Below are 19,525 nucleotides of genomic sequence, written 5' to 3'. Positions count from 1 at the left end.
AGACAACCCAATGCCGGTTTCGCCCCTGCGCCAGTTCTGGCTGAAATGGCGTTTCCACCTGAACATCCTGCTGTTGCTGATCCCCCTCGGTTTCATGCCCAAGTACTTTGCCGACGCGGCGCTGGCCCGTGGCGACAGCGGCCTGGGCGAACGCGAGGTGGGCGAGATCCAGGTCGGCCCCTGGAGCCTGCGCCTGGCCGAACTGCGTAACGAAGCGCCGCAACTCCAGGGGCCGGCCGGTTATATGAAGGGCTTCAATGCCGCCCTGTGCGATGCCTGCATCGACCAGGTCAAGGCCACCTACCTGCGCATCGGCAAACCCCGCAGCCTGCGCGCCGCCGGGGTGATCTTCTTCGGCACCCCATACCGCATGGGGGCCAGCCTGCCCGTTGCGGAAAAGACCAAGGCCGACGCCGAGCTGTGGATCACCATGGAAGGCTGGGACGGCAGCATGCACCAGGCGGCCATCCCCCTGGGCCAGGCATCCCCGGCGACCCTCGCCTGGCTGAACAAACAAGGAGGCAAACCATGATTGCTGTATCCACCGCCCGCCTGCGCCTGCTCGGCGCCGGCGCGCTCCTGCTTGCCAGCGCCGTGTTCAGTGGCGGCGCCCTGGCCCACAACCCGATGTGCGAGTGCAAGCAGATCGACGGCGAGCAGATCCGCTGCACCGGCGGCTTCTCCGATGGCAGCGGCGCCCCGGGGGTGACCCTGGACGTGATCGGCTACGACGAAACCATCCTGGTGCCCGGCAAACTGGGCGCCGACTCCACCCTGACTTTCAAGAAACCCGACGCCGAGTTCTATGTGCTGTTCGACGCCGGCCCCGGCCATGTGGTCGAGATCGACCAAGCCGACATCGAGGCCCCATGAGCACCTCCCCTCCCCAAGTCGTGCGCCCGGCCGGCGCCGGCCATGAAACCCTCTACGTCCTGTTGTTGTGCCTGTTGATCCTCAGCGTGGCCGGCTCCGTGGTGCTCTGGCGCGGCGAAACCCGCGAAGTGGCGAGCGTCGACAGCCACCAACTGGACGCCCGCCGCGACCTCACCGCCGGCGAACAGGGCCTGTACGCCGACCTGCGGGTGACCCTCGACGAAATCCGCCTGCTGCGCGAAGAAGCCCAGGCCCTGCCGCCCCCCGAGCAACTGGCCGAGGAAGGCTTCGCGCCCTTTGCCCAGGACGCCAGCTCGGTGAGCCGTGGCGGGCATGTCTGGCAACTGCGGCAACAGGCCTATGTCGGCCTCAGCCAGAACAACGCAGTGGCCGGTTCCTTGCTGATGCGCATCGCCACCGACCCGGCCGCCACCCCGGACATCTGGCTCAACCGCGGCCCGTCCCTCGCCGCCCCCGACGACCTCAGCGACGCCGCCCTGGCCAGTGCCGGCTGGCAGCAGGTGGTCGCGCAATTCGATGCCGGAGTGACCCGCCAGCATCGCCACTGAACCCACGCATTCACCCGAGAGAAGACCGCTAGCCCATGCCTATTTCATCTCAACGCCGCCCGTTCCTGCGGGTGCTGCTGGTCAGCCTGTTCGCCCTGTTGCTCAGCCCTCTCGCCATGGCCGACCAGGCCAAGCGCCTGCGTATCGGCATCACCCTGCATCCCTACTACAGCTACGTGGCCAACATCGTCGGCGACAAGGCCGAGGTCGTGCCGCTGATTCCCGCCGGCTTCAACCCCCACGCCTATGAACCGCGCGCCGAAGACATCAAGCGCATCGGCACCCTGGACGTGATCGTGCTCAACGGCGTCGGTCACGACGACTTCGCCGACCGCATGATCGAGGCCAGCGAGCGCCCGGACATCCCGGTGATCGAGGCCAACCAGAACGTGCCGCTGCTGGCCGCCACCGGCATCGCCGCGCGCGGCGCCGGCAAGGTGGTCAACCCGCACACCTTCCTGTCCATCAGCGCCTCCATCGCCCAGGTCAACAACATCGCCCGCGAGCTGGGCAAGATGGACCCGGCCAACGCCAAGGCCTACACCCAGAATGCCCGCGCCTACGGCAAACGCCTGCGGCAGATGCGCGCCGACGCCCTGGCCAAGCTGACCAAGGCGCCCAACGCCGACCTGCGGGTGGCCACGGTGCACGCCGCCTACGATTACCTGCTGCGCGAGTTCGGCCTGGAAGTCACCGCCGTGGTCGAGCCGGCCCACGGCATCGAGCCCAGCCCGAGCCAGTTGAAAAAGACCATCGATCAACTGCGTGAACTGGACGTCAAGGTGATCTTCTCCGAGATGGATTTCCCGTCCACCTACGTCGACACCATCCAGCGCGAGTCCGGGGTCAAGCTGTACCCGCTGTCGCACATTTCCTACGGCGACTACAGCGCCGAGAAGTACGAGAAGGAAATGGCCGGCAACCTCAATACCGTGGTCCGGGCGATCCAGGAGGCCGGCGCATGACCGCCCTGCACACTCTGGCCCGCGGCCCGTCCATCGAGTTCGACCAGGTCAGCCTGACCCTGGGCCGCACCACCATCCTCGACAACGTCAGCTTCAAGGTGCAGCCCGGCACCCTGCATGCCCTGGTCGGCCCCAACGGTGGCGGCAAGAGCTCGCTGATCAAGACCCTGCTCGGGCAGATGCCCCACCAGGGCCGGTTGAGCCTGCACTGGCCGGGCGAACCGGGGGTGATCGGCTATGTGCCGCAAGCCCTGGAATTCGATCGCGGCCTGCCGATGACCGTCGATGACTTCATGGCCGCCATGTGCCAGCGCCGCCCGGCCTTCCTCGGCCTCAGCCGGCATTACGCCGCGGCCATAGGCGAGGCCCTGGAGCGGGTCGGCATGCAGGACAAACGCAAGCGGCGCATGGGCGCCCTGTCCGGCGGCGAACGCCAGCGGGTGCTGCTGGCCCAGGGGCTGATCCCGGCGCCGCAGTTGCTGGTGCTGGACGAACCGATGTCGGCCCTCGACGAGGCCGGCATCCAGGTCTTCGAGCGCCTGCTCGGCGACTGGCGCCAGGCCGGCATCACCCTGCTGTGGATCGAACACGACCTGGAAGCGGTCGGCCGCCTGGCGGACCGGGTCACCGGCCTGCATCGCCGGGTGCTGTTCGACGCCCAGCCGCAACAGGCGCTGACCCCGGAACGTCTGCTGACGCTGTTTTCCACCCACCCGCGCAGCACGGACATTGTCAGCGGGAGTGTTGCCTGATGAGTTACGAAGCCTTTCGTCTGATGATCCAGGGCTGGGCCTCCTCCGGTTACCTGCCGGAAGCCCTGGCCTATGGGTTTGTGGTCAACGCCCTGCTCGCCGGATTGCTGATCGGCCCGGTGCTCGGCGGCCTGGGCACCTTGGTGGTGGTCAAGCGCTTTGCCTTCTTCTCCGAAGCGGTGGGCCACGCGGCCCTGACCGGCGTGGCCATCGGCATCCTGCTCGGCGAGCCCTACACCGGCCCGTACGGCAGCCTGTTCGGCTACTGCCTGTTGTTCGGCATCCTGCTCAACTACCTGCGCAACCGCACCGGCCTGGCGCCGGACACCCTGATCGGCGTGTTCCTCTCGGTGTCCCTGGCCCTGGGTGCCAGCCTGCTGCTGATCCTCGCCGGCAAGATCAACGTGCACATCCTGGAAAACGTGCTGTTCGGCTCGGTGCTCACGGTCAACGGCAACGACCTGCTGGTGCTGCTGATCGTCGGCGCTTTGGTGATGGGCCTGAGCCTGCCGCTGTACAACCGCATCATGCTGGCCAGCTTCAACCCGCAACTGGCGGCGGTGCGCGGCGTCGCGGTGAAAACCCTGGACTACCTGTTCGTGATCCTGGTGACCCTGATCACCGTGGCCGCGGTGAAAGTCATAGGCGCGATCCTGGTGGGCGCCCTGCTGGTGATCCCGGCGGCGGCCGCGCGCCTGTTGAGCCAGTCGCTCAAGGGCTTTTTCTGGATCTCGGTGCTGATCGCCACGGTCAGCACCCTGTGCGGCATCCTGCTGCCGATCCTCTTCGACCTGCCGGTGCCCTCCGGCGCCGCGATCATCCTGGTGGCCGGTGTCGCCTTCGCCCTGGCCGCCATTGCCCGCGGCATTGTCCCCAGCCTCAAAGGGAATATCGGATAAATGCACAGTTCATTACGTCACCTGACACTACCCTTGACCCTCGCCCTGGCCGGGCTGAGCAGCGCTCCGGCCCTGGCCCAGCCGGATCGTTTCGAACCCATGCGCGTCACCGCCAACCAGAGCCTGGGCACCACGGCGCTGCACAGCGCCAGCTCACACAAGCCGCTGACCGTACTGGCCTCGCTGCCGGTGACCTTCGGCCTCGGCCAGTTGCTGCTGCAAGGCACCGATGTGCAGCTCGAGCGCGCCGCCCCCGACAACCTGCCGGGCTCGCGCCAGACCGCTTACTTCACCGGCCGTGGCGCCCCGGCGCTGCACAAGCTGGCCCTCGACGCCGACGCGGTGATCGGCCTGCGCTCGATCTGGCCGGACGACCCGCTGTACCCCAACGCGCGGCGCAGCAACATCCGCATCGTCGAAATCGATGCCGCGCGCCCGGTGGACGGCGCCCTGCCCGGCGTCGCCCTGCAACCCGGCAAGAGCGATGGCCTGAACAGCCAGCCGTGGCTGTCGAGCAACAATTTAGGGCGCATGGCCGATGTGCTGGCCGCCGACCTGGTGCGCCTGGCCCCCGCCGCCAAGCCGAAGATCGACGCCAACCTGGCCAGCCTCAAGCAACGCCTGCTCAAGCTCAGCGCCGATACCGAGGGCCAACTGGCCAACGCCGACAACCTCAGCGTGCTCAGCCTCAGCGACCACTTCGGTTACCTGGTCAGCGGGCTCAACCTGGAACTGCTGGAGGTCGACGCCCGCGCCGACAACGAGTGGACGGCCGAAGCGCTGCAGCAGTTGCAAGCCCGGCTCAAGGACAACGACGTGGCCATCGTCCTGCATCACCGCCAGCCGTCCGACGCGATCAAGGCCGCCATCAGCGCCGCCGGCAGCCAGTTGCTGGTGCTGCAAACCGACAGCGCCGACCCGCTGGCGGAGCTGGAGAGCAACATCAGCCAGATCACCAGCGCCCTCGCTCCGAAAACCTGACCCGCCACTACCTCTGTAGGAGCGAGCTTGCTCGCGATAAACGTCAACGATGATGCGTATTGCCTGAGTGAACGCGTTGTTCTTGCGCTCATCGCGAGCGAGCTCGCTCCTACAGGGGAAATGGCGCGGCTTACAAATTCCCCCAAGAAACGCCCGCCTCGCCGGTGCTAGCCTGCTGCTCCCTTGAACGGACAGGAAGCCCCGCCATGAGTGATTACCTCAAGCTCAACCAGGCCAACTGGGACGAGCGCGCACCGCTGCACGCGGCCTCGCCGGACTACCAGGTACAGATGTTTGTCGACGACCCGCGGCACCTGTCCGAGGTGGTGCGTTTCGACCTGCCGCTGCTGGGCGACATCAGCGGCCTGCGCGGCGTGCATCTGCAATGCCATATCGGCACCGACACCCTGTCGCTGGCGCGCCTCGGCGCGCGGATGACCGGGCTGGATTTCTCCCCCGCGTCCCTGGCCGAAGCCCGCAGCCTGATGGCGCGCACGGGTACCACTATCGAGTTCGTCGAGTCCGACGTCTACAAGGCCTCCGAAGTACTGCCCAAGGGAGCCTTCGATCTGGTCTACACCGGTATCGGTGCCCTGTGCTGGCTGCCCAGCGTCGATACCTGGGCGCGTAATGTCAGCGAACTGCTCAAGCCCGGTGGCCGGCTGTTTATCCGCGAAGGCCACCCGATGCTCTGGGCCCTGGACGAAAGGCGCGAGGATACGCTGCTGGTGGAGTTGCCCTACTTCGAGCACAGCGAACCGCTGGTGTGGGACGACGACAGCACCTACGTCAGCACCGACCGGCCGCTCAAGGCCACGGTGACCCATGCGTGGAACCACGGCCTGGGGGAAATCGTCAGCGCGCTGCTCAAGCACGACCTGCAGATCAGCGGCCTGGTGGAACACCAGAGCATCCCCTGGGACGCCCTGCCCGGGCAGATGCGTTGTGACGAACACGGCGAATGGCACCTCAAGGAAGCGCCCTTGCGCCTGCCATTGAGCTACACCTTGCAAGCCATCAAGCGCCCGATCTGACGCCCACAAAAAAAGCCCGCAGGACTGTATCTCCAGCGGGCTTTCCACATCCCCACACTCCCTGTAGCCGCTGCCGAGCCCTGGCGAGGCTGCGATCGGGCTGGGCGGCATTCCGACGAAGCGGCCGCAATGGGGCCAACGCGATTATCCTGACCCAACGCATTCTCAGGTTTTGCGCCTGCTGCGCAGTCGATCGCAGCCTCGCAGGCTCGGCAGCGGCTACAGCGGCGGGGTAATCAGTTGGTGGCCGCCTGGGCGTCCATCTTCTGCCGCAGGCTCAGCGGGCGCATGTCGGTCCATACCTCTTCGATGTAGGCCAGGCACTCCTTCTTGAAGCCGCTCTTGCCCACGGTGCGCCAGCCTTGTGGCACAGCCTTGTAGTCCGGCCAGATCGAATACTGCTCCTCATGGTTGACCACTACCTGAAAGAGGATGTCCTCGCGGTCAAATACTGAAGTCATTACGTGTCTCCATCGCTGTAAGGCTCGCTGCGCCGAGCGCGCAGCGGTTGTGAATAAGGAACGTTCGAGGCCCGTGGAAAATTAGAGGCTGGCGACCGCCGCCGCCAAAGCCCGGCTGAAAATATCCGCCACCTGGTCGATCTCCGCCGCGGTGATCACCAGTGGCGGCAGGAAACGCACCACGCTGCCATGGCGCCCGCCCATTTCCAGGATCAACCCGCGCTTGAGGCATTCACGCTGCACCAGCGGCGCCAGGCGACTGAACTGCGGCGGATGGCCCAGGGCGTCTTTCTCGCCGGCCGGGTCCACCAGCTCGATCCCCAGCATCAGGCCCCGCCCGCGAATGTCGCCCATCTGCGGGAAGTCGCGCTGCAGGATCCGCAGGTGCTCGCGCAAGCGCTCGCCCATGGCGGCGGCATGCTCGGCCACCTTGTGTTCCTTGAGGTAGCGCATCACCGCGGAACCGGTGGCCATGGCCATCTGATTGCCACGGAAAGTGCCGGCATGGGCGCCCGGCAGCCAGGTGTCGAGCCAGTCGCGGTAGACCACCACCGCCATCGGCAGGCTGCCGCCGATGGCCTTGGACATCACCACCACATCCGGGATGATCCCGGCGTGCTCGAAGGCGAACATCTTGCCGGTACGGCCGAAACCGCTCTGGATCTCGTCGACGATCAAGGCCACACCGGCCTTTTCAGTGATGCGACGCACACCGCGCAGCCAGTCGAGGTCGGCGGGAATCACCCCGCCCTCGCCCTGCACCGCCTCGACGATGATCGCCGCCGGCAGTTGCACGCCAGCTTCCGGATCGCTCAGCAGGTTTTCCAGGTAGCTCAGGTTGGCCTTCACCCCCGCCTCGCCACCCAAGCCGAACGGGCAGCGGTAGTCGTAAGGAAACGGCAGGATCTGCACGCCATTGGTCAGCAGCGCACCCAACGGCCGCTTCGGCCCCAGGCTGCCCATCAGGCTCAAGGCGCCCTGGCTCATGCCGTGGTAGGCACCCTGGAACGACAGCACGGTGCTGCGGCCGGTGGCGGTACGGGTCAGCTTCAATGCCGCTTCCACCGCATCGGTGCCGGTGGGGCCGCAGAACTGGATTTTCGCCTCGGCGGCCAGGGCCGGCGGCAGCAGGCCGAACAGGTCCTGGACGAACTGGTCCTTGACCGGGGTGGTCAGGTCCAGGGTCAGCAGCGGCAACTCATCGGCCAGCACCTGCTGGATCGCCTCGATCACCACCGGGTGGTTGTGGCCCAGGGCCAGGGTCCCGGCACCGGCCAGGCAGTCGATGAAGCGCCGGCCTTCGACGTCCTCGACATAAATCCCGCGCGCGCGCTTGAGCGCCAGGGGAATGCGCCGCGGGTAGCTGCGGGCATTGGATTCCTGCTGGTTCTGCCGGGCCAGCAACGGCGATTCGGTGAACTGGTAAAGCGTTTCGGCCGGCGCGGGACTGGTCCGCGCGGGCTGATCGTCGACAAGGCTGGTAGCAACTGACATCTCTCGAATCCTCACGCTGATGAGTTGAGCGAAACCGCACACCACACAGGTACGCAGCCGGTTCAGCGCGCACTCGCAGGTTTTCCTGTTCTGGAAACGCATCAGCGACGAGAGGATTTACACCCGGGAGAGGGTTTATTGCGTATCAACCGCGAAGGTGGTGGCGAACATCAGAATGTCATCGCGGGCAAGTCGGATCGCCGCCCGCTCGCTCCTACAGATCGGCGTGACCTCGTAGGAGCGAGGCTTGCCCGCGATAAGGCCGTCAGGCCGATTGCAGAGGCATGGTCAGCTCGACCCGCAAGCCATCCGGCCGGCTGTCGAAATGCAGCACGCAACCGCAGCGCTGGACAATCGCCTGGACGATGGCCAGGCCCAGGCCGCAGCCGGTGCTCTGGCCGTTGCGCCAGAAGCGTTGGGTCAGGTGCTGCAAGTCATCCTCGGGAATGCCGCTGCCATGGTCGCGCACCTGGAAGCGCACGCGGTTGCCGAGGGCTTCCAGGTTCAGCTCCACCGGCGCATCGCTCGGGGTATGGCGCAGGGCGTTGTCCAGCAGGTTGCGCAGCGCGGCGATGGCCAGCACCGAGGGCATTTCCAGCGGTGCCGCCGACACCCGCTCGTCGATATGCAGCCGGATCCGTTGCCGGGCACCGCTGGCGGCGTCCTGGATCGCGGTTTTCGCCACCTGTTCGGCGCTGCACTGCACGCCGTCCTCGAACGACAGGCTGCCCTCGACCCGCGCCAGCAACAGCAGCTGCTCCAGGGTCCGGTGCAGACGGTCGGCGCCTTCTTCGGCGCGCGCCAGGGATTGATCGCGGGCCGCGCCGTCGGTCATGCGCGCCACTTGCAGGTGGGTCTTGATCGCCGTCAGCGGGCTGCGCAATTCGTGGGCGGCGTCGCCGGTCAGGCGGCGCTCGCGCTCGATGGTCTTGCCGATGCGCTGGAACAGCTGGTTCTGGGTTTCCAGCAACGGCCGCAACTCGCTGGGCAGCGGCTGGATCTGCAACGGCTCCAGGGAGTCGGCGCTACGGCGCATCAAGGCATCGCGCATGCGGTTCAGCGGCGCCAGGCCCTGGCCGATCCCCAGCCACAACAACCACAGGCAGCCCAGCAACGCCACGCCGACTGGCACCGAGGCAGCCAGCAGCACCGACATGTTCAACGCCTCGCGCTCGACCTGCCGATCGGCAGTGGTGATGCGCAGGTCGCCCCGGGCCAGGGTGAAACTGCGCCAGCGCACGCCATCGATCATCTGGTCGTGAAAGCCCATGCGTTCGGCTTCGAGTTTCTCGTCAGGGTGGTTATGGCTGCGGGCAAGGATCTCGCCGCGCAGGGAGCTGACCTGGCAGGCCATGCCCCCGGGAATGTTCAGTTGTTCGGCGCTGAAATGGGTGCCTTCGCCCTTGCTCGACAACGGCGGCAATTGTTCCAGGAGGCCGGCGACCATGCGCGCCGAAGCCACCAGGCGCTGGTCGAGGGAAAACATCATCTGGTTGCGCAAGTCGCTGAACATCCAGGCCGCGGCCAGTGCCCAGATCAGCACGAAGGCCGCGCCGATGGTCAGGCTCAGGCGCAAACGCAGGCTCATCACTTACGACTCCTCCCCGCCATCCGCCGGCCCCAGGCGATAGCCCAGGCCGCGCACGGTCTCGACGATGCCGTTGCCGAGTTTGCGTCGCAGGTGGTGGATGTGCACGTTGAGGGCATTGCTTTCCAGTTCGTCGTTGAAGCCGTAGACGCTGTCCTTGAGCTGCTCGCTGGACAGCACCCGGCCACGGTTGTGCAGCAGTGCCTGGAGCAGCGACTGCTCGCGCCGCGACAGGTCCACCGGCTGGCCGCCGAGCAGGGTTTCGCGGGTGCTCGGGTCGTAGGTCAGGCGGCCGTGTTCGATCAGGTTGACGCTGCGCCCCGCCACCCGGCGCAACAGGGTATGCAGGCGCGCCGCCAGTTCCCGCAGGTCGAAGGGTTTGAGCAGGTAATCGTCGGCGCCGGCCTGCAGGCCGTCGACCCGGTCGCTGACCGAGTCCCGCGCGGTGAGGATCAGCACCGGGATTTCCAGGCCGTTGTGGCGCAGCTGCTTGAGCAGCTTCAGGCCATCTTCGTCGGGCAAGCCGAGGTCGAGCACCATCACGTCGAACTCCGCCACGCCGAGCATGGCCCGCGCCGCCGAGGCGGTGGCCACGTGTTCGACCGTCAGGCCCTGGGCCGTGAGGCCGGCCACGATCCCGCTGGCAATCAGTTCATCATCTTCACAGACCAGTACGTGCATGGTGAAACCTGTAGAAAAGGGGTGCATTAAAACTATCGCCGATTAAGCCGACATTATGCCCGCACCGCCAGTGTCACAAGGCGTGCAGGGTTAATCATCGGTTAATCGCCGTCGGCCATTGTGCCCCCCACTTGCACCGGTTTAAGGCTTTTCCATGCGTCGTCTGTTCATCCTGTTGTTCATGCTGCTGTCGGGCCTGGCCCAGGCGGGTAACAACCCGTTCGAGGTCAAACCCGACTTTCTCCCGGTCGGCAAAGCCTTCGTCTTCACCTCCGAACGCCTGGCCTCGGGGGAAACCCAGCTGTTCTGGCAAATCGCCGACGGTTATTACCTGTATCAGCAGCGGCTGAGATTCGACGGCCTGGCGGACGCGCAAAAACCGGCGCTGCCCGAGGGCGAGGCCCACAGTGACGAATTCTTCGGCGCGCAGCAGGTGTATCGCCAGGGCCTGGAACTGAAAATCCCCGCCGGCGCCACCGGCAAGGTCAAGCTCGGCTGGCAGGGCTGCGCCGACGCCGGCCTGTGCTACCCGCCGCAATCCTTGGAAGTGGACCTGGGCGGCAGCCCGGCCGCCGCCAATGCAACCAATACCCCTGAGGCCAGCGACCAGGTCCTGGCCAGCGGCCTGCAACAGCGGGCCCTGGGCTGGAGCCTGCTGGTGTTCTTCGGCCTCGGCCTGCTGCTGGCCTTCGCCCCCTGCTCGCTGCCGATGCTGCCGATCCTCGCCGGCCTGGTGGTAGGCAGCGGCGCCAGCCCGCGTCGCGGCTTCGCCCTGGCCGGCAGCTATGTGGTGTGCATGGCGTTGGTCTACGCCGCCATGGGCGTACTGGCCGCGCTGCTCGGCGCCAATCTGCAAGCCCTGCTGCAACAGCCCTGGCTGCTGGGCAGCTTTGCCGCGGTGTTCGTGATCCTTGCGTTGCCGATGTTCGGCTTCTTCGAGCTGCAACTGCCGGCGGCCCTGCGCGACCGCCTGGAAAACGCCAGCCGTTCGCGCCGCGGTGGCAGCCTGGTCGGCGCCGGGGTGCTCGGCGCCCTGTCCGGCCTGCTGGTCGGCCCGTGCATGACCGCGCCGCTGGCCGGCGCCCTGCTGTACATCGCCCAGAGCGGCAACGCCCTGCATGGCGGGCTGATCCTGTTCGTCATGGGCCTGGGCATCGGCCTGCCGCTGTTGCTGCTGGTGACCCTGGGCAACCGCTTCCTGCCCAAGCCCGGTCCGTGGATGAACCTGCTCAAGGGTGTGTTCGGCTTCCTGTTCCTCGGCACCGCCATCGTGCTGCTGCGCCCGGTGCTCGACGAGTCGCTGTGGATCGGCTTGTGGGGCGCGCTGGCGCTGGTCCTGGCCTACACCGCCTGGTATCAGATGCGTGCCGCCGGGCGCGCCGGGCACCTGTTCGGCGCCGGCTCGGTGGTGTTCGGCCTGTGGGGCAGCCTGCTGCTGGTGGGCGCCGCCGGTGGCAGCGACGACCTGTGGCGACCGCTGAAGGTCTACAGCGGCGGCAATGCCGTGGCGGCGGTCAGCGCCCACGACGCCTTCACCACCGTCAAGGCGCCGGCCGACCTGCAAGGCGCTCTCGACGCCGCCAGGGCCCAGGGCCAGTGGGTGCTGCTGGACTACTACGCTGACTGGTGCGTGTCCTGCAAGATCATGGAGAAACAGGTGTTCGGCCAACCCCAGGTCCTCGACGCCCTGAAAGACGTGCGCTTGCTGCGCCTGGACGTGACGGCCGACAACGCCGCCAGCCGCGAACTGCTCAACCGGTATAAAGTGCCGGGGCCGCCGAGCCTGCTGTGGATCGGCCCGGACGGCGAAGAACGACGCAGCCAGCGGATTACCGGCGAGGTAGACGCCGCTGGCTTCCTGCAACGCTGGACCGCTACCCGAGAAGCCCGTTGATGCTGACCTTTACCATCGGCACCTTTGCCATCGCGCTCAACCACCTGCTGCTGATCAGTGCCCTGGCGCTGGCCACCTTGGTTGGCTGGCGAGTCGCCAAGCGCGGTGGCGAGAACCCGGAATCGGTGCTGTTCGGCCTGTTCCTGCTGGGCATGCTGGCGGCGCGCATCGGCTTCGTGGTCGCCTACTGGAAGCATTACCGCCACGACCTGTGGCAGATCATCGACCTGCGCGACGGTGGTTTTCTCCCTTGGCCGGGAGCGATCGTCCTACTGCTGGCCGCCCTCGCCTGGGGCTGGCGCCGCCCGGCCCTGCGCAAGCCGCTGGGCGCCGGGGTCGGCAGCGGCCTGGCGTTCTGGCTGCTCGCCACCCTGTCCCTGAGCATTTTCGAACAAGGCACACGGCTGCCGGAGATCGCGCTGCGCAACGCCGACGGCGGCACCGTGCAACTGACCAGCTACCAGGGCAAGCCCCTGGTGATCAATCTCTGGGCCACCTGGTGCCCGCCCTGCCGCCGGGAAATGCCGGTGCTGGAAAGAGCCCAGCAGCAGCGCCCGGACCTGACCTTCCTGTTCGTCAACCAGGCCGAAAGCATGCAGAGCGTCAGCACCTTCCTGGCCACCCAGGACCTCAACCTGAACAACGTGCTGTTCGACGGCAGCGGCCGCCTGGGCCAGGCCGTGGGCTCCATGGCGCTACCGACTACGCTGTTCTACAGCGCTGACGGGCGCATGCTCGGCAGCCACCTGGGCGAGCTGTCCGAGGCCAGCCTGGCCCGCGCCCTGGAACATTTCGACCGACCGCATTCGACCACGGCCACGCAGGCCGCCCCTTCAAGGAAACTGCCATGCCCTTCATCCGCCACCTGCTGAGCCTGTCCCTGGGCGCGGCGCTGCTCCAGGCACCGTTGCTGCACGCCGAAGAACTGCCCCAGGCGATCAAAAACATCGAAGCCAAAGGCGCCAAGATCGTCGGCCGCTTCGACGCCCCGGACGGCCTCAAGGGTTATGCCGCGCAGTACCAGAACCGTGGCATGGCCCTGTACCTGACCCCGGACGGCAAGCATGTGCTGCTGGGCAACCTGTACGACGCCGACGGCAAGGACCTGAGCGCCGAGCCGCTGCAGAAACTGGTGTATGCACCGATGGCCAAGGAAGTCTGGGCCAAGATGGAAAAGAGCAACTGGATCGCCGACGGCAAGGCCGACGCACCGCGCGTGGTCTACCTGTTCAGCGACCCCAACTGCCCCTACTGCAACATGTTCTGGGAACAGGCGCGGCCCTGGGTGAACGCCGGCAAGGTCCAGTTGCGGCACATCATGGTCGGCATCATCCGCGAAGACAGCCCGGGCAAATCCGCCGCCCTGCTGGCCGCCAAAGACCCGCAAAAAGCCCTGCAGGACCACGAAAAAGCCGGCAAGGGCAGCAGCCTCAAACCCCTGGACAAGATCCCCGCCGAAGTCCAGGCCAAGCTCGACGCCAACATGGCGCTGATGGACGAACTGGAGCTGTCCGCCACCCCGGCGATCTTCTACATGGACGACCAGGGCGAACTGCAACAGCAACAAGGCGCGCCGGCACCGGGCAAGCTGGTGAAGATTCTCGGACCTAAATGAATGAGATGCGCCAAGACCTGACCCGTAATGGCCTTTAGCCTTACCGACAGCGTTACACTACTGCCTTTATTCACGCAGACAGGGAAGTGACGTTTTGATAGCTCAAGGACAAGCTAGGCTTTTAGACATTCTCGATTACTGGCACAAGGTGGAGTTCTTTCTACCTTATGCCCTCGAGAAATATGTCGAGGACTTCAAGGAATGGGAGACCCGATGGCTCTCCCAGGAAGATCTCCAGCAGAGCAAGGACAGCCGCTGGCGCAACTTTTCCATCCCCGACGACCTTCAAGTCAAAGGCTTCAACCTCTACATCGGAGTCTTTGATGCCTCCGTCATTGCAACTCTTTGCGAACCGCACCTGGCCGCTTTATCGGTAGACGAGAACACCTTCTATGAAGAGCAGGAACGGGTGGAGCTTGAAGGGCTGACGTGCTTTGCCAAGATCAAGCTCAACGCTCAAGCCGTCCCGCAACTGGATGCCGTGTCACTGTCGACGGCTCCCTGGGCCCTGGGGCAAACGGTGAGCAAAGGGCTTGGCGCTCTTGGCCATCAAGCCTTCGAAGACGCCAAGGAGCAGTTGATCAAACTGCTGCACAACTTCCATGGACAGCGCCAGCAAAACGATGACCCGAGCTTGATGGCTGAGGAAGTCCTGCATTTACATCAACTGCTGTGCAACTGGGCCAGTTTCACGCCTGAGCAGAACAGCGGTACCGCGGTCGCATTGCTTCAAGTCCTGACCCAGCCCAAGGTCGAGAAACCACTCACCCAGCCCTCTGCGGCACAGGCACCGGAAGTCGAGGATGAAGAAGAACCCGATACCGAGATCGACATTCTCAACAGCTTTTTCATAAAAGACATCGAGCGTGCGATCGCCAGCTTGCAGCGCGCAGAGCAGCCGCTGCCTTTGCTTCAGTACCTGGGCGAAGCCGACCCGAGCAAAAGAATCGACCTGTATACCGATCATGGCCGCACGGCCATTTACCAGGCCCTGCAACCGCAATGCATAAACCCCGGGCATTGGCCGGATGAGCCCGGCCATGCCATGAGCCTGATGCAACAGTTCGCGATCAATACCGCGCTCGGCACCTTGGAAAACAGCGGGGTGTTCTCCGTTAACGGACCACCCGGGACAGGCAAAACGACCTTATTGCGCGACATGTTCGCCGAGAACATTGTTCGTCGAGCGCGGGTATTGGCGGGATACAGCGAGGCGGCAGACGCTTTTGTTGGCGGGAAAAAACCGCAGGTCACCTTCAAGGGCATGCCGAATACCTACACCATCCGCGCGCTCAAGCCTGAGCTGACCGGCTATGAAATGGTGGTGGCCTCCTCCAACAACGCCGCCGTGGAAAACATTTCCCGAGACCTGCCCAAACGCAAATCCCTGGGAAAATGCTGGAACAACGTGCAGTACCTGCAACCGGTCGCCCATAAGATTGCTGCCCAGAAAAGCGATGGCAGCATCAGCCCCCTGTCCGATGAGGACAAACCCTGGGGGTTGATCTGCGCCGCACTCGGTAACAGCAGCAACCGAAAAGCCCTGCAGGAACGTTTGTTTTTCAACCCGGTAGACACCACCGAGCCCAATCCGCCCCTGACGATTCGGCAATGGGTGGATGACTATAAGGGCCCCACCTTCAAGGAGGCCTGCGCAGCCTTCAAAAAAGCCGACGAGGAGGTCAGCAAGGCGCTGGAGGAGCGAGCCCGCTACGCCAGCCTGCTGGAAGAAATGGCGGCTACCGATGAGCCGGCCTTCCTGCACCCTCAACAGCAGTCATTCAATCAGGCCGAACAGACCAGGGCGTCCGCCCAGCAAGCCCTCGACCGCCAGCAACAGCAACTTCAAGCAACGGCGCAACACCTGAGCAGCCTGCAGGAACTGGAGCGCCTGATAGATCGCAGTCGTCCGGTCTGGTGGAAGCGCTTGTTCAATACTCAAGCAGCTAAAACCCACCGTAATGAACAACTGGAAAATGCCCGGCTCCAGCGTCTGGCGCATGAAGAGATCAACCGCGCGAAAAGCCTTCTGAACAATAGCCTGAGACCGGAACTTGAAAGCGCGCAAACCGCATTGCTGTTCTGTAAAAGCGAACTCGATGCCCGTAAAGCGCAATGGCAAGGCAAGTGCCAATGCCTGGACGATTTCGCCAGCCGCCTGGGCCGTCCGAACCTGCCAGGCCAACTGAGTGAACTGGAGAACAGCGACTTCCAGATCAATGGGCTTTGGCATGATGCCGCGCTCAACCGATTGCGCTCGACCGTGTTCGCCGCGGCGTTGACCCTGCATGAGGCCTGGCTTGCCGAGGTCGCGCCCTCAGGCTCGAACGGCAAGGGCTTCAGCGCCAACCTTGCAGCCATCAGCCTGTTGCTGAGCAACAAGACACCCGAGGATGAGCGACTGACCCAGGTGCTCTGGCAAAGCCTGTTCATGGTGATCCCGGTGGTCTCGAGCACCTTTGCCTCCTTTGGCAACCAGTTCCGTGGGCTGGGTGCCGGCTCTCTGGGCTGGCTGTACATCGACGAGGCAGGGCAAGCCGTGCCCCAGGCCGCCGTCGGTGCCTTGTGGCGGGCGCAGCGCGCCATGGTGGTGGGCGACCCCCTGCAAATCGAGCCGGTCTTCACCCTGCCGCAACGCCTGGTCAAGACACTGGGCCAGCTATCGGCGCACACGGCAAACGATGCCTTCGCCCCCAATCGCGTGTCGGTCCAGAGCCTGGCGGACCAGAACAATCGCTATGGCAGCGTGTTCAAGAACGACACCGATGAAGAGCTGTGGATCGGCAGCCCGCTGAGGGTCCACAGACGCTGCATCGAACCCATGTTCAGCCTGTCGAACCAGATCGCCTACGGTAACAAGATGGTCTTTGGCCTGCCCAACGCCCACGCCGAACAGGACGCCCCGGTGTACAGCTCCAGTTGCTGGGTCGATATCCCTGGCAATGTCGAACACAAACAGGTCGTCCCCAGGCAGATCGAGTTCATGGTCGATCTTCTCGGGCAGCTGTACCTGCGCGATGGAGAACTGCCGCAGCTGTACGTGATCTCGCCGTTCAAGGCCGTGCGCCTGGCCCTGCAGAAAGCCATACGCGCGGCGGCCTGGGCCAGGCCCAACCATCGCCCGAAATTACCCGCGGGCGAGTTGAAACAGTGGTTGAAAGCCTCCATCGGCACCGTGCATACCTTCCAGGGCAAGGAACAAGACACCGTGTTCATGCTGCTGGGGGCAGACCCCGAGCATGCGGGAGCGGCGCAGTGGGCCGCCTCCAAACCCAACCTGTTGAACGTTGCCCTCACCCGGGCCAAACGTCGGGTCTATCTGGTGGGGGATTTTGACCTCTGGGGGTCGCTGCGCTATTTCGATGCGGTGAGTCGCGGCAAATTCCCGCTGCAAAGAATGGGGCCTGCTGCCTTTCTGGCAAAACTGAATGCTCTGGAAGAGCAGGCCTAACGTTGAACACTGTCAGCGCCTGACGCTGACCTGAAGATATTTGGTGAACGCGCTCGCCCCCCACGGATACCTGATTGTGAAAAAACGATCAGGCCCCTGTGGGGGCGAGCCCGCTCAGGATGAACGCTTCAAAAACGACTCAACGGGCGCCGCGCCCATCCAGCAACGCATCCACCACCGCCCTGGCCATTTCCACGGAATGGACCATCGACCAGATCAACCCACGCTCCAGGCCACTGCCGCGTTCGGTGATTTCATCGCTGACTTCTTCAGCGCATTTGAGCAGCAACGACACATGCACCAGGGCTTCTTCGGCGCTGATGCCTTCGCGTACACAAAAAAGAGAATCCGGACCTACCGGCCCTGCCGTAGTGGCGTGGAGAGAATCAAATGCTTCAGGAGGCGAACTGGCCAGCGCCTGACGCAAGGTTTGATTGGCGGTTTTCAACTCAGGGTAACGATATACAGGGATTGGCTTTTTCATGGATGCGGTCCTCAACACAGTGGATATGAACACCCAGCAAATACTTCTGGGTCTTCGTACGTTCCCGATATGTTTCGGACTTGCACATCCGGCCATTGATTTCGCAATGACCTGTGCAGGCTAGTGCGTCAGGCCCCCCGTATTCAAGCGGCAAACCACTTCCCGGAAATGCCCTACAAAAGAAAGCGAATCGGCCCCCTGTAGCCGCTGCCGAGCCTGCGAGGCTGCGATCGACTGCGTAGCAGGCGCCAAACCTGCCCATGCGGTGTGTCAGGAAAAATACCGTCGCCTGGTTTGCGGCCGCTTCGCGCCCGATCGCAGCCTTCGGCAGCGGCTACAGGGGAGTGTCAGAATTCGGCGCCTGTGGATAAGCGACTGCCGACGGCGCGATCGGCTCGGTCCGCGTTCGGGCGCAGCAAGTGCCAAACCTGCCAATGCGGTGTGTCAGGCAAAACCCCATCGCCTGGTTTGCGGCCGCTTCGCGCCCGATCGCAGCCTCGCGGAGCTCGGCAGCGGCTACAGGGGCGTCAGCATTCGGCGTTTGTGCGTAAGGCTCAGGCGAACTCGTCTGGTGCTTCGCGGGCAAGGATGTTCTCCAGTTCGTCCGTGTCTCCCCGTTCGTTGAGGATGGCGCTGACCTGATCGACCCAGACCTTTTCCGAGGCAATCCCGGCCCACGACTGGCTGCCGAAGCCGTGATATGGACGGTCATCGAAGGTGCTGATCAGTAGTTGGTTGAAGCGCACCGTCTCCAGGTTCTTGCGCTGGATCTGCATCTGCAGGGCCCCCAGCACCTTCTGCTGCTCTTGCGGGTTCGGGCGATAGCTGAAGAGCCGCGGCGAGCTGAGCACCAGGAACTGCGGTGGAAGGTTTTCATCGATGGCCGCCTGCAAGCGGTAATGGCCATCGAGAATCAGGTGGCAGCTCAGGCCGCTGACGTACCACAGCAGGATGGGCGGCAAGCTGCCTTCACGGGCTTTCTTGCGCCACCATTTGAGGCGCCCGGAATGCGGGTCCACTGCATGCAGGCCGACCACTGCGCCGCCACTCTCGCCCAACTCGACCCAGCGCGCCGCGCCGGGTTGCCGGTTGTCGAGGATGTTGCGGCCGTAGATCGCCCACTGCGGCATATGGCTCAGGGCGTCTTCACCGCCCTTGAAGTACCAGGCTTCGGTGCCGCTCAGCAACGGCCGCATCGGTTTGAGGGATTCCGGGCGCAGGGCCCGTACCAGCCAGTAGCCGGGGTAGAAAAAGTCCGGCTGATGCTGCATCAACTGCTGGACGAAGAAGCGGCTCCAGGCCTTGAGGCGCAGGGCCGGGTCGAGGCGTATCTGTTGCTCCACCTGAGGCGAGTCGATGGGGCCCACCAGGGTTTGCGGCAATTGCTCCAGCAGGTGATTGCGTACCAGCCACACGCCGTAAAGGCAGCGGGACATGCTGCCCCACAGCAGCGTCTGGTCACCCAGCACCAGTTGCATGCGTCGGTTGTTGCCACTGAGCAGGCGCAGGTTCGGCTTGCCGCTGGCCGGGCGCTTGACGTCCACCCCGAGGCCGTTCCAGTTGCCGGCCAGGTCCTCGATATCGCGCCAGTAAATCTGTTCCGTCATGGCCCCTGTCCCTGAATGAAAACGCCCGACGCAGGTGCTTGGACCTGCGCCGGGCGCGACTATAGCAGAGGGGTCGGGTGGTAGCCTTGAGATCGAATCGCGGGCAAGCCTCGCTCCTACAGAAGCGCCGTCAACCGGAAGATTCGGCGGCATTACGCAGTCGCATCGCGGGCAATC

Annotated in this window: 18 protein-coding genes; 12 read left to right on the top strand and 6 right to left on the bottom strand. The window is 64.7% G+C overall.

Annotated features, from left to right (window positions below):
• Positions 1-10 precede the first annotated feature (10 nt).
• The 8 genes from PVZ78_RS18865 to PVZ78_RS18830 all read left to right on the top strand — a co-directional run bounded on the left by PVZ78_RS18865 (position 11) and on the right by PVZ78_RS18830 (position 6,073).
• Positions 11-532, top strand: coding sequence for a hypothetical protein (locus tag PVZ78_RS18865; RefSeq protein WP_009050056.1), 522 nt, complete (start codon positions 11-13; stop codon positions 530-532).
• Entirely contained in the window at positions 529-873 is a 345-nt protein-coding gene (locus PVZ78_RS18860; protein WP_041987762.1) for a hypothetical protein, read from the top strand. Before PVZ78_RS18865 ends, PVZ78_RS18860 begins: the two co-directional genes overlap by 4 nt.
• Positions 870-1,442 carry a DUF6162 family protein gene (locus PVZ78_RS18855; protein ID WP_009050058.1) on the top strand — a complete coding sequence of 191 codons (573 nt, stop codon included), beginning with the start codon at positions 870-872 and terminating at the stop codon, positions 1,440-1,442. The genes PVZ78_RS18860 and PVZ78_RS18855 overlap by 4 nt, the downstream gene beginning before the upstream one ends.
• A 35-nt stretch (positions 1,443-1,477) precedes the next feature.
• Complete coding sequence (locus tag PVZ78_RS18850; RefSeq protein ID WP_273829077.1) at positions 1,478-2,407, top strand: metal ABC transporter substrate-binding protein; 930 nt, start codon at positions 1,478-1,480, stop codon at positions 2,405-2,407.
• Entirely contained in the window at positions 2,404-3,159 is a 756-nt protein-coding gene (locus PVZ78_RS18845; RefSeq protein ID WP_273829076.1) for a metal ABC transporter ATP-binding protein, read from the top strand. Before PVZ78_RS18850 ends, PVZ78_RS18845 begins: the two co-directional genes overlap by 4 nt.
• Positions 3,159-4,058, top strand: coding sequence for a metal ABC transporter permease (locus tag PVZ78_RS18840; RefSeq protein ID WP_009044895.1), 900 nt, complete (start codon positions 3,159-3,161; stop codon positions 4,056-4,058). The genes PVZ78_RS18845 and PVZ78_RS18840 overlap by 1 nt, the downstream gene beginning before the upstream one ends.
• Positions 4,059-5,039 carry a metal ABC transporter solute-binding protein, Zn/Mn family gene (locus PVZ78_RS18835; protein WP_124340551.1) on the top strand — a complete coding sequence of 327 codons (981 nt, stop codon included), beginning with the start codon at positions 4,059-4,061 and terminating at the stop codon, positions 5,037-5,039.
• A gap of 206 nt (positions 5,040-5,245) precedes the next feature.
• Complete coding sequence (locus PVZ78_RS18830; RefSeq protein WP_273829075.1) at positions 5,246-6,073, top strand: class I SAM-dependent methyltransferase; 828 nt, start codon at positions 5,246-5,248, stop codon at positions 6,071-6,073.
• 236 nt (positions 6,074-6,309) lie between these two features.
• On the opposite strand, the gene PVZ78_RS18825 is transcribed toward PVZ78_RS18830, so the two are convergent.
• The 4 genes from PVZ78_RS18825 to PVZ78_RS18810 form a co-directional block, all read right to left on the bottom strand.
• Positions 6,310-6,534, bottom strand: coding sequence for an MbtH family protein (locus PVZ78_RS18825; RefSeq protein WP_016704262.1), 225 nt, complete (start codon positions 6,532-6,534; stop codon positions 6,310-6,312).
• A gap of 81 nt (positions 6,535-6,615) precedes the next feature.
• Complete coding sequence (locus tag PVZ78_RS18820) at positions 6,616-8,028, bottom strand: aspartate aminotransferase family protein (protein WP_273829074.1); 1,413 nt, start codon at positions 8,026-8,028, stop codon at positions 6,616-6,618.
• A 265-nt stretch (positions 8,029-8,293) separates the two neighbouring features.
• Entirely contained in the window at positions 8,294-9,616 is a 1,323-nt protein-coding gene (locus PVZ78_RS18815; protein WP_273829073.1) for an ATP-binding protein, read from the bottom strand.
• A 3-nt stretch (positions 9,617-9,619) separates the two neighbouring features.
• A complete protein-coding gene (locus PVZ78_RS18810; protein ID WP_009050065.1) occupies positions 9,620-10,297 on the bottom strand; it encodes a response regulator in 678 nt (225 codons plus the stop codon).
• Positions 10,298-10,451: 154 nt separating this feature from the next.
• On the opposite strand from PVZ78_RS18810, the gene dsbD reads away from it, so the two are divergent.
• The 4 genes from dsbD (at position 10,452) to PVZ78_RS18790 (ending at position 17,257) form a co-directional block, all read left to right on the top strand.
• Positions 10,452-12,191: a protein-disulfide reductase DsbD gene (dsbD, locus tag PVZ78_RS18805; RefSeq protein WP_053269627.1), complete on the top strand. Its 1,740-nt coding sequence runs from the start codon at positions 10,452-10,454 to the stop codon at positions 12,189-12,191.
• Positions 12,191-13,063, top strand: a complete 873-nt coding sequence (locus tag PVZ78_RS18800) for a TlpA family protein disulfide reductase (RefSeq protein ID WP_009050067.1) — start codon at positions 12,191-12,193, stop codon at positions 13,061-13,063. The genes dsbD and PVZ78_RS18800 overlap by 1 nt, the downstream gene beginning before the upstream one ends.
• A complete protein-coding gene (dsbG, locus tag PVZ78_RS18795) occupies positions 13,039-13,806 on the top strand; it encodes a thiol:disulfide interchange protein DsbG (RefSeq protein ID WP_016704291.1) in 768 nt (255 codons plus the stop codon). Before PVZ78_RS18800 ends, dsbG begins: the two co-directional genes overlap by 25 nt.
• 148 nt (positions 13,807-13,954) lie before the next feature.
• Positions 13,955-17,257 carry a DEAD/DEAH box helicase gene (locus PVZ78_RS18790; protein ID WP_273829072.1) on the top strand — a complete coding sequence of 1,101 codons (3,303 nt, stop codon included), beginning with the start codon at positions 13,955-13,957 and terminating at the stop codon, positions 17,255-17,257.
• Positions 17,258-17,396: 139 nt separating this feature from the next.
• On the opposite strand, the gene PVZ78_RS18785 is transcribed toward PVZ78_RS18790, so the two are convergent.
• A complete protein-coding gene (locus PVZ78_RS18785; RefSeq protein ID WP_009050070.1) occupies positions 17,397-17,741 on the bottom strand; it encodes a DUF6124 family protein in 345 nt (114 codons plus the stop codon).
• Between the two features lie 554 nt (positions 17,742-18,295).
• Positions 18,296-19,348 (bottom strand): hypothetical protein, encoded by a 1,053-nt coding sequence (locus tag PVZ78_RS18780; RefSeq protein ID WP_009050071.1) that lies wholly within the window; start codon positions 19,346-19,348, stop codon positions 18,296-18,298.
• Positions 19,349-19,525: the final 177 nt, after the last annotated feature.

Origin of the sequence: Pseudomonas sp. SBT1-2, assembly GCF_028640875.1 — a bacterium.
Lineage (GTDB): Bacteria > Pseudomonadota > Gammaproteobacteria > Pseudomonadales > Pseudomonadaceae > Aquipseudomonas > Aquipseudomonas chlororaphis_I.
This window is presented reverse-complemented; position numbering and strand designations above follow the sequence as displayed.